General features: G+C 44.0%; 19 protein-coding genes. 9 read left to right on the forward strand and 10 right to left on the reverse strand.

The window, feature by feature from the left end:
- The first annotated feature begins 7 nt into the window (after nucleotides 1-7).
- Together AC0YN6_RS18175 and AC0YN6_RS18180 are read left to right on the forward strand one after the other, a co-directional pair.
- Nucleotides 8-676, forward strand: a complete 669-nt coding sequence (locus tag AC0YN6_RS18175; RefSeq protein WP_475748520.1) for a hypothetical protein — start codon at nucleotides 8-10, stop codon at nucleotides 674-676.
- A gap of 4 nt (nucleotides 677-680) precedes the next feature.
- The gene (locus tag AC0YN6_RS18180) at nucleotides 681-893 is read left to right on the forward strand and encodes a hypothetical protein (RefSeq protein ID WP_475748521.1); all 213 of its coding nucleotides are present in this window, start codon (nucleotides 681-683) and stop codon (nucleotides 891-893) included.
- Here AC0YN6_RS18180 and AC0YN6_RS18185 read toward each other — a convergent pair.
- Nucleotides 890-1,894: a DnaA N-terminal domain-containing protein gene (locus tag AC0YN6_RS18185; protein WP_475748522.1), complete on the reverse strand. Its 1,005-nt coding sequence runs from the start codon at nucleotides 1,892-1,894 to the stop codon at nucleotides 890-892. The genes AC0YN6_RS18180 and AC0YN6_RS18185 overlap by 4 nt on opposite strands.
- A 212-nt stretch (nucleotides 1,895-2,106) precedes the next feature.
- Here AC0YN6_RS18185 and AC0YN6_RS18190 point away from each other — a divergent pair, with 212 nt between their 5' ends.
- From AC0YN6_RS18190 to AC0YN6_RS18220, 7 genes are all read left to right on the forward strand, one after another.
- Complete coding sequence (locus tag AC0YN6_RS18190) at nucleotides 2,107-2,436, forward strand: hypothetical protein (RefSeq protein ID WP_475748523.1); 330 nt, start codon at nucleotides 2,107-2,109, stop codon at nucleotides 2,434-2,436.
- Between the two features lie 23 nt (nucleotides 2,437-2,459).
- Nucleotides 2,460-2,873 (forward strand): hypothetical protein, encoded by a 414-nt coding sequence (locus tag AC0YN6_RS18195; protein ID WP_475748524.1) that lies wholly within the window; start codon nucleotides 2,460-2,462, stop codon nucleotides 2,871-2,873.
- Nucleotides 2,874-2,974: 101 nt separating this feature from the next.
- Entirely contained in the window at nucleotides 2,975-3,619 is a 645-nt protein-coding gene (locus AC0YN6_RS18200) for a DUF4314 domain-containing protein (protein ID WP_475748525.1), read from the forward strand.
- Between the two features lie 28 nt (nucleotides 3,620-3,647).
- On the forward strand, nucleotides 3,648-4,100 hold the full coding sequence (locus AC0YN6_RS18205; RefSeq protein ID WP_475748526.1) for a hypothetical protein: 453 nt from the start codon (nucleotides 3,648-3,650) through the stop codon (nucleotides 4,098-4,100).
- A gap of 192 nt (nucleotides 4,101-4,292) precedes the next feature.
- The gene (locus AC0YN6_RS18210; RefSeq protein WP_475748527.1) at nucleotides 4,293-4,868 is read left to right on the forward strand and encodes a hypothetical protein; all 576 of its coding nucleotides are present in this window, start codon (nucleotides 4,293-4,295) and stop codon (nucleotides 4,866-4,868) included.
- Nucleotides 4,861-5,037, forward strand: a complete 177-nt coding sequence (locus AC0YN6_RS18215; RefSeq protein ID WP_475748528.1) for a hypothetical protein — start codon at nucleotides 4,861-4,863, stop codon at nucleotides 5,035-5,037. The genes AC0YN6_RS18210 and AC0YN6_RS18215 overlap by 8 nt, the downstream gene beginning before the upstream one ends.
- Nucleotides 5,034-5,297, forward strand: coding sequence for a hypothetical protein (locus AC0YN6_RS18220; RefSeq protein WP_475748529.1), 264 nt, complete (start codon nucleotides 5,034-5,036; stop codon nucleotides 5,295-5,297). Before AC0YN6_RS18215 ends, AC0YN6_RS18220 begins: the two co-directional genes overlap by 4 nt.
- Nucleotides 5,298-5,332: 35 nt before the next feature.
- Here the strand turns inward: AC0YN6_RS18220 and AC0YN6_RS18225 are convergent, their stop codons facing one another.
- From AC0YN6_RS18225 to AC0YN6_RS18265, 9 genes are all read right to left on the reverse strand, one after another.
- Nucleotides 5,333-5,692: a Replication termination protein gene (locus tag AC0YN6_RS18225; protein ID WP_475748530.1), complete on the reverse strand. Its 360-nt coding sequence runs from the start codon at nucleotides 5,690-5,692 to the stop codon at nucleotides 5,333-5,335.
- 4 nt (nucleotides 5,693-5,696) lie between these two features.
- A complete protein-coding gene (locus AC0YN6_RS18230; protein WP_475748531.1) occupies nucleotides 5,697-5,891 on the reverse strand; it encodes a hypothetical protein in 195 nt (64 codons plus the stop codon).
- Between the two features lie 191 nt (nucleotides 5,892-6,082).
- The gene (locus AC0YN6_RS18235; protein ID WP_475748532.1) at nucleotides 6,083-6,490 is read right to left on the reverse strand and encodes a DUF3307 domain-containing protein; all 408 of its coding nucleotides are present in this window, start codon (nucleotides 6,488-6,490) and stop codon (nucleotides 6,083-6,085) included.
- Between the two features lie 12 nt (nucleotides 6,491-6,502).
- Nucleotides 6,503-6,745 carry a hypothetical protein gene (locus tag AC0YN6_RS18240; RefSeq protein ID WP_475748533.1) on the reverse strand — a complete coding sequence of 81 codons (243 nt, stop codon included), beginning with the start codon at nucleotides 6,743-6,745 and terminating at the stop codon, nucleotides 6,503-6,505.
- Nucleotides 6,742-7,386 carry a dTMP kinase gene (tmk, locus tag AC0YN6_RS18245; protein ID WP_475748535.1) on the reverse strand — a complete coding sequence of 215 codons (645 nt, stop codon included), beginning with the start codon at nucleotides 7,384-7,386 and terminating at the stop codon, nucleotides 6,742-6,744. The genes AC0YN6_RS18240 and tmk overlap by 4 nt, the downstream gene beginning before the upstream one ends.
- 19 nt (nucleotides 7,387-7,405) lie before the next feature.
- The gene (locus AC0YN6_RS18250; protein ID WP_475748537.1) at nucleotides 7,406-7,645 is read right to left on the reverse strand and encodes a hypothetical protein; all 240 of its coding nucleotides are present in this window, start codon (nucleotides 7,643-7,645) and stop codon (nucleotides 7,406-7,408) included.
- The gene (locus AC0YN6_RS18255) at nucleotides 7,609-7,839 is read right to left on the reverse strand and encodes a hypothetical protein (protein WP_475748538.1); all 231 of its coding nucleotides are present in this window, start codon (nucleotides 7,837-7,839) and stop codon (nucleotides 7,609-7,611) included. Before AC0YN6_RS18255 ends, AC0YN6_RS18250 begins: the two co-directional genes overlap by 37 nt.
- A 15-nt stretch (nucleotides 7,840-7,854) precedes the next feature.
- Complete coding sequence (locus tag AC0YN6_RS18260; RefSeq protein ID WP_475748539.1) at nucleotides 7,855-8,154, reverse strand: hypothetical protein; 300 nt, start codon at nucleotides 8,152-8,154, stop codon at nucleotides 7,855-7,857.
- Nucleotides 8,155-8,207: 53 nt separating this feature from the next.
- Nucleotides 8,208-9,215 (reverse strand): N-acetylmuramoyl-L-alanine amidase, encoded by a 1,008-nt coding sequence (locus AC0YN6_RS18265; protein ID WP_475748541.1) that lies wholly within the window; start codon nucleotides 9,213-9,215, stop codon nucleotides 8,208-8,210.
- Nucleotides 9,216-9,231 lie beyond the last annotated feature (16 nt).

Genomic DNA, 9,231 nt, shown 5'->3' on the forward strand with positions numbered 1-9,231 from the left:
GTATTTGGTGTCCAATCGACAAGGAGCTCGCAGTTTACCTGCTGAAAATGCAAACCGAATTTGGCTTGATGAAGACTTACTTTACTTGCTGCTTGCTTATAAAAAGCTCTCAGGACGATATAAACATTGTGTTGTTATTGAAACGATCGCCAGGGAGCTTGGTCGTTCGCCCCATTCTATAAAAACACAGCTTAGCTTGCTTCGGACTGGCAACGTAAAGATAAGCATGATCGCTGTTCAGGCTATCATTAGCGGAGCAGACTTTGATTTTGATCTTCCTGTAGAGGATGTTATGGACCCGCAGCCTCTTGCTTCTGTAACATCGGCCGACACTTCTGATCTTGACGCTGCTCAATCTATAATTAAAACCTTGTTTGCTGGTTTGCATGAGCAGATTCGTCAACTCGAAGCACTAAATGATCGTCTCGTGGAAGATAACGAGCGACTCGAGAAAAAGGCTGGCGTTCCAGCAGAAGAACTGCAAGCTGCAAGGGATGAGAATACAACCTTAGAAGGCTGGCTTCGTGAAGAACAGCGAAAGAATCATGGCCTTACTGAGGAAAATATTAAGCTCATTAACGATGTGGAGTCGCTGAAATCAAAGCTTGCCACTGTGCTCGGCATCCGATCAGAGTTTGAGAAAGATCAGTCTATTAATTTAGAAAAAGGAGCGTAATAATATGAGTGTAAAACGATCAATCGTAATTGCTCACAACGATGGGCAGCCCGATAAGGAACTTGAGCTTAGTAAGGCCAACCGCGTCACAAACACCAAGAACGAATTTATTTACTTGGATAAAATGGAGGATGGATCGTGGCGGCTAACATACACGACCGCCACGATCCCAGAGTTCTCATCTGTTTCTGATTTGATAGTTAAGCGTGAGGGCTAACCATTCCCACCACTTTCTGGAGCTGCATGAACAACAATTGTTTTGCAATTAATATTGAATGCTTGTAGCATCTCCAAAATCATGATTTCAAAATGCTGCTTGATCCATTCCGCTGCAAATGTATTGGGCGCCTCGATATGTATAATGTCTTCTTGTTGCCAGAATTTTTCGAGCGGTCGAAGCCAGGTATCGAATGATAGTTTGGTTACCTTCTTGGATAATTGCATTTTCAATTCAGTTATGATGGCGTTGTTTATTATGTTTAATGTTTTATTAGGTTCAGTATTATTAAGATCATTATTATTAGGGCGACAATCTGTCACCCCTAGCCCCGACAAGTTGTCACCCCCTGGGTGACAATCTGACCCCGGTGACAAGTTGTCACCCCCAGTGTTATCAGGCCCCGACAAGTTGTCACCCGGTTTATCCACATCTCCTGACAAGTTGTCACTAGGTGTGGATGACTCGTAGTTGGGCACTTGCGATGCAAGTATGAACCGAGACTCCATTAGGCTCATTAAGTACTCTTGGTGATGTTTTTGCATCGGCTCGGACAATTTGTTGAAGGCTACAACTGGAAGCAGCGGCGTAGTTCGCCTCACAAAGTAGAGGTTAACGTGCTGACTGCCTCCCTTCTTCTTGAAGGTTGTTATTTTTTCAATGAGCTCATACTCTTCGAGCTGCGGCATGTGACGTTGCACCGTCCGATCGGACTTGCCACACCACAGCGCAATTTGGTCAATGGTTGGATACGCATGACTTCCACCATACAGCAGCTCTCGCATTTTGAGATAAATGATGAAGGCGGCATCATCAAGAACTGGCTGCCAGAATTTGAAAAGGTATTTATTGATGGTCACGAAGTTGCCGGCATAATCCTGCAACCCCTGCCCATCTTCAAGTGTTATTGTTTTGATGGCTTCCACAGGAACCGTCACCCACTCACCGGTTGACAATTTTCGTTTGTAGGTATAGAGGTCCCAGGTAAATCCTTTTTCCATGTTGCTTCCACTCTCCTTAGCTTTACAAATGAGAGGGATCTGCGATATAATAATGGCAAAAGAGCATACTTCTGCCTTGTGCAGAGCCCCCAGGGAACCTTCTCCAGCCGCCAAGCTTGAAGGTTCTCTTTTCTTTTTGTACTGATAGTTTACTAGATTCATTGGAATTTTACAATTTATAAAATACGAATGCTGGGGAGGCTTGGCGAAACATGCAGGAAAGAAGTCGCATTTCAGCGATCATAAGCACTAAGTCAAACCTTGTAACTATGGGCGAATCGGTAAATGAATTGGACTTGATGTATACTCACGGATCCGATGAGGAGTTCAAGGAAATTATTGAGCGTATCGAAGAAGTGTTTGATGTGGTCCTCCTCCCTCCACCTGGTAAGGATATAGGTGAAATGACAGTCGGAGAATTTATTGATGGCATATTAGAATCTCTTATCGATGACCCTGAGTGTTCGATTTGCTCCGACACTGGACTTATATGTGAGAGCTGCATCGCAAAATTAGAAGAAAACGGCACTTTTAAAAATTAAGAAAAAAGGATAGTGATAATAGTATGAATCTACTCATGAAATACATGGTAGATCGCAATATGCGTCCTTCTGCGTATTTCATGTTTGGAGATAAATGCCCATGCTGCGGAGAAACTTGTTGCGATCAATCTGAATATGTAGATGTTGGTGTTGGAACGGTTGCAGTAACTTATAATCACGAGTGCTGGAACTGTGGTGCTCAGGGAGTAAATTCGGGTACTGATGTATCGTGGTATGTTCCAGATGGAAACGGCCCAAGCGGTTATGTTCCAATTGAAGAATGGAGAATTTTGAATGAAGCAAATTCAGGAATGTTTGGATCGGCACTTCGAACGGAAGACGCCACTAAAGAAGAAATGGCAGGTTCGGGAGAGCGAGGGCTATCTTTACCTATTCCATTACCATCATCTGATATTGACCTATTGTTTGACCTATAAAAGAGTTTTGACGCAGTGGCATGAAAAGCCGGCGGATTATCGCGGCATGTGCGCAGCTAAGCTGTATCTGAACAATAAATTTAATACGGAGGCATCCGCCAATGAATAAGCAGAAAGTAGAGTTTACTAAGAAAATGTGGCCAGAAGGCTACCCTATCGAGTGTATTGAAATGAAGAATGACCCGCATCCAATAGAAGCCGGATCAGCCGGAAATGTGAGTCGGGTTGATGATGCTGGACATATTCATGTGAATTGGGACAACGGTCGAAAATTGGCTTTGATTCCAGGAGAAGACCTATACAGGCTCGGAACCCAAACTTTTGAGCGTCGTCAAAAGAATGATGCAACTCGCGACCCGATTTTTGCCATACAGGTTCGCAGGATCGAAATCTTCCAGCCAGCATTCGATAATGATGAAATCTATCTGAAGCATGAACACTTTGATGCTGGTGGCATTTTTATTGAAAATGCTGAGGAGATCCGCGAGAAACTTGAGGAACTACCAGAAGATGATGTCTATGAATATCTGACGAATCTGACTGGAATGTCTGATGACGATTTGATTAGTCATGAGGTTGCAATCGAGTATTGGGATGTCGACGGTATCTACGGCACCCGAGAAGAGGCTTATCAAGAAGGAGTTCGCCGAGGCTATCATTACGGCGAGTTTCAGAAAGACTGGAGAACTTACTCCTACTGTGCTCGAGATCGACTTGCTGAGGGATTAAAGCTACTTACTATTTAACCAACTAAATCAACTAGAGGTGAACGTTATGTCGACTCAACTATTCTTAGTTCAAGTTCCAAGATACGATGTGACCACATGTGATATGAAAATTATCGATGAGGTTGTTCCTATGCTAGACAAAACCGGCATAGGCGGATTTCAGCGCATTGCCGTTTCATTTGATGGTTACGATCAAGATCCGCGCCCCATCTATGACATTCAAGAGGTTCGGGTATTTACGGCATCTCTGTTTGAAAAGTACCCTCACTTTCTTTATTACGTGACACCAGCCATGAATAATATTCAGGTGCTACTCGCATGCGTAGGATCGGTCGAGTCCGGCGGACCAATTGGAATAGATCCCACGCAGGAACGTGTTGTTCTTGATTCCAAATATGTCCGACGCTTGACCGATGGCCTTAGTCGATACGGAATTGACTTCGGAGACACAATTGGAACGGTCGTTGTTAGTGAGTTTTTGAAGAGGCATTATCTTTGATAGTGAGGCGCTCCTACTCGGGGCGCTTTTTATTTCACAAAATATGCAGCATACAGCAGATACATCGAGAGAGACGGCGCATTTCTTAACATGGTTTAGGATAATTCCCTGATACGCTTCTAATTGACAGGTATTGACACGCCTTGGTTTGGTATAGTATATTGAACTCAACCAAACCAAGGAGGTCATGCAATGCGATTTGTGAAAAACCTAAACGATCAATATTTCGATGAAATGATCGGCGAGCTGCAACTTTGCTTTGAAGATATGTCGGATAAGATCACAGCTTTCTGTGGGCCCACACCTTTTGTGCGGCAGCCGGTTGAAGATGCGGCAAGTGGTCGCACTTTCCCTTATCCTCTTGCTGCAGATCTTTGGAATACATACTTGTACCTTACGGGACAAACGAAACAACCGGAAGACTTATACGCCCACTTGCTTCGCGTAAGCGAATTGGTATGGAGAAATCCATTTGTACCAGGCGGACTCAACAATATTGAATGGGAATTGTGGGAGCGCACGAAGTTGGGTGCATTTGTCCGATGTTCCTTCATTGCAATCGGTTTGGAGAATGGCGAGACCATTAACTCTAAGCAGCTCTCGATGCTTGCTGGTATTACGACACCAGCAATCGTCAAGCAGATCCGTGAAGGAAAAATAAAAGCCGAGCGTGGCGAGCGTGAATGGGTTATCGAGGCCGAACATGCATTGTCTTTCCTGAAGCATTATATTGATGCTGCTCCGAAAGGAGGAGAATCGCATGTCTAAGTATCGAGTGTTTTGGATGAACGAAAACGGTGAAGAACAAGAATCTTATCATGAAACAAGATCTGAGCGTGATGGCAAGCTTGAGCATCTGATTGATATGAATTTAGATCCAGGTTGGCAAGAAACACCAGTAGCTGGTCAAGGTGAATTGGAGTTGGACGAGCAATGATCCTTCCCCAAAATGTAGAAATTACCGTGGCTAAATTGGAGTCACAGGATAAGGATCGAGTCGAGCAACTAATCAACGAGTTGCTCGGCCTCCCTATTCGTACAGATCGCGGTTCCACTATCGGTGTGATCGAGGCAGCATTCATTGAGGGTGATGAATTAAAGGTTCAAGCAGCCGTTGACCCCATTATGTATATCAAAGGATTCACGGATCTGTTGGCCAATGTCGCCATGAAACTATCATCTGAATCTCAGAATTAAGTATAGCCACCTAACGGTGGCTATTTCTTTTGCTGCTAGTAGTTATCGATGACTGCTTTTTGTAGAATGCCAATGCAGCGATCCAGATCTTCTTTGACCTGCTTCTTATAAAGATCGACCTTCTCAGCAGAATCATCTGTGAAATGATACATGACAATTTCTTGAAAGTCTACTGTCCGATCATTTCCTTTTAATTTTTTTTCTCGATATAAAATTCCGTCAGCCACTAGATCATGAAGCGACCGATAGATTTCGGACTGTGGGGGAGTGTACCCCAGCTCTTTAAAATCTCCTTTCAAATCCTCCAACATCTGATAACCATATCCCTTATGTAGCTTGACCATTCGAATCAAATACAGCTTCAAGAAAGCTCGCTGTGCAATCATGAACGACATCTTCTTAATCCTCCCTCAATTCGACTAAACCATCGTCTCGCACCATTACTTGATGAAGTTTTCGATCTTGTTTAAGCCTTAAAGTATAAAGACAGTATTCATGATGATTGCCGATTCGCCCGATGAACGTTAGCTCGCCAATGTCTTTTAAGTATGTTGTGGCAGCATCGAAGGAGGGGTATTTTCGTTTCCGACGCATTTTACTATCAACCACCTCTCACTATATGAAAAATTCACAATACAGAACACCTGTTTGAACCCCGGTTATAACGGGATTTTAACTGATCTAAGGAGCGTCGTCAAATGGATATCAAAAAAAGGTGCCCAAGGAGCACCCTTAATGATTTCATTCTATTGTGAATTTTTCACATGGTGAGATTTTCGAAACAACTACAGAATACCGTAGCCAATTAGAAGAGCGATCAAAAGGCATCTTACGTAGTGAAACGTCTGATCGATTTCAATGAGGACGAAGAATGGCATCTTATCGATATCGAAGTCCTTATTGCCAGTCAGTTTCTCGAGAAGCTTTTTCCACCCGATTACTGGCCGCCTGCTATCTACGATGAAGTGCTCTACGATTGTAATAAGAAACACTCCGGAAGCTACGCGTAAATCAAAAGCAATAAGCATTAGCAAGGCAATTGTGAATGAATAAACAAAGCAATGAATCCATCTAGCATACCAATTTTTCGCTTTATTTTGCGCCTGCCAATCTGTCTGTAACATGTAGTCACCAATCCTGTGACCAACAAACTGAAGAATAAACGCCATACAAAACACAGCTGCATTTAACATATTTCCATCTCCTTATTGATTATAAGTCCAATTGATGTAATTGATTTCAATGTGTCCAAGGCTGAGCTTCCAATCCAAGCATGAGTCTTTGCCTTTTACGGCACCGTTCGTACTAATCCCCCACTGCCGCTTGGTGTTTACATACGGATCATTGGGGTAGTCACGTTTGTTTCGTTTTCTGATTTGCCGGAATGACCTGATATTAAGAGTCCTGGTACTCTTCTTCCACCAGATTGTTATGTTAAGTGGCTTCATGCGAACTTCTCCTTTAGTAAGAATGATACGTATTCATAGATCTCATCACTGATTTCCTCAATACTCTGCATGCCATCGATTGTAATGCGCTCCTGCAATTGAAGAGTGTGTTGGATATGATGATGATACTGAATGCGCACGCGCTCCAATAACTCCAGATCCGATTCATATCGGTCATTTTCGCCATGCTTTCCTTTTCGCTTCATGCTCTCCTCGGCAGGAAGGTCGATAAGGATCGTAGAATCAGGCTTACGAGTGTATCGCATCAGTCCCCGCAGCCAAGCTTCAATTTCCATACCAGTTAGCGTTTCGTCGCTGTTTTGACCGGCTACGACGCCGTAAACCATTTGACTTCCGACATATCGATCTAAGATAAGAACATCGTATCCATCTACCTCTAGTTCAAAGAATCTCTTTTGTTGGGCTTGCTTGTCTGCAGCCATAACCAGTTCGATTGTCTTCTGATCTACATCCCAGGAGTCGTATAGCCACTCTTTAATTAGTCGGCCAGTCGGCGTATCATATCGATGAAACTCGTCGACAGCAACCTTTAAGCCATCTGCCTCAAGTTTTTCCTGAAGCTTTTTTCGTTGAGTTGCTTTTCCCGACTTATCTAAGCCTTCCAGCGCAATAACTATCATGCAAGTATACCTCCGCTTATTAGGATTCTTTCGCCTTTACTTTGTCTGTTTCTTCTTGTGCAATTCCAAGCACAGCGGTCAATATGGCTATGCATGCATAAACCATTTGACGAATGTTGAGCTTATGATTGTCGACCGACTCGCGCATCTTTCCATACATCTCATCGGCAGCCTCGATCGCCTTATCTCTTTCTCCTTTTGGAAGAATGGATTCAAGTATGCCTAGAAAGGCTTTCGCCTGGTTAATAAACTGCTCCATACCTCAGCCTCCTTTGCTTTCAAAGCTTTCTTGATGGACTCTACATCATCATTGGTTTCGATCAAGTCGCTCCATATGAAGAAAAATAGAAGAGCAAATGCCCAGCCATCTCTAAATGGACTGTATTCATACAACGCAACAAATACTGCAAGATAAACAACAATGCGTAATCGCTTTAGTATGTATCCCCACATACCCTTTCCCCCCTCTTACTTGCGATTCTTCTTGCGTGATTGCTTAGCAACCTTAGCAGCCTTCTTACTGACTACTTTTTTCTTAGCCTTCGCCACAGCCTTTGCCTTGCTGGCAGCATTCTGTTCAGCCTTCCAAGCCAAGTAGCGATGATACTCTTCGCTCATTTCCTCGTCAGGTGTGTTGCGTAGCTCTGCAAGCAAAGATTCAGTCAGTTGCTCTTTTGGATTGTTCTCGTCAACAATGACTTGCTCCCCTTCGCCCCGCGCCTGCTTTATTGCTTCTTCACTGATATGATTCGGTCTGATTCTCTCCATGGCCAAGCTCCCCTTTTTTCTAAATAAATATTGAATTTATTTCACTTACCGTCCTACTTGAAGAGTTTGATGGTGTTGGATTTTCCATCCCATTCAAATTGAAGTCCGGCAGCTGCAGCAACCTCTCGTGACCAACCATATCCAGACCCGCTTAAAAGGACGGAATACGTAATCTTCTGGCTGTTAACGACTCCTAGATTGCACTCTTTGTCCCAATTGCAAGAGACTCCAGCTGCATCACAGGTTGCACGAATAGGCACATAAGAACTTCCGCCAACATTAAACCCTTTAACGACTAACATTTTACCGTTAACCATTACGTTGATTTCGCTTGTTGCCGGCTCAGTTTTTTCAACTGGCTTATTGGAAATCGGCTTCTCTTGGAATTTTACGCCAAGATACTCGCAGGCGCCGCGCGCAATCTCTTCTGCACACTCTTCACGGAATGCATCGCTCATCAATAAGCGTGCTTCTTCCAAGTTATCCATGAAGGCACACTCAACAAGAGCAGCTGGCATATTTGTTCCGTTCAATACCGCTAGATCAGATCTTGGCTTGATACTGCGGTTAGCTTGTGGCGTGTTCATCATCAGATACTTTTGAAGAACTCTGGCCAACTCCTTGCCTTTTACAGAGTTCGTCTGGTGAAGCGTCTCTACGCCGCGTGAGCTGCCCCATACGCCCGTGTTTGCATTGGCATGAACACTGATGAAGATATCGCATTTGGCCTTGTTAGCGATCATCCAGCGCGTGCTCAGAGGTGTATCCTCATTGTCATTGGATGTCAAGACAACCTTGATGCCACTGCGCTCCAGATGAGGCTTAATCTTTTTAACTACGGCACGATTAAACTCGTGCTCATTCATGTATGGATCTCCGTCTTCACCGACTAAACCGCTCCCCTGCGGAAAGTTGGGTGAGCGCTTGCCTTTTGTTACAGGCCCGTGCCCCGCGTCCAAGCCAACAATCAGTTGACTTGTAGACATAGCTACAAGATCTAACGTGCCTTCACTGTCAGAGGAGCCCTCGGGCCCTTGCCAGCCATCATCATACTCTGTCATGCTGCAGTCCACCTTT

The sequence above is a fragment of the Paenibacillus sp. J22P15 genome (assembly GCF_056269345.1).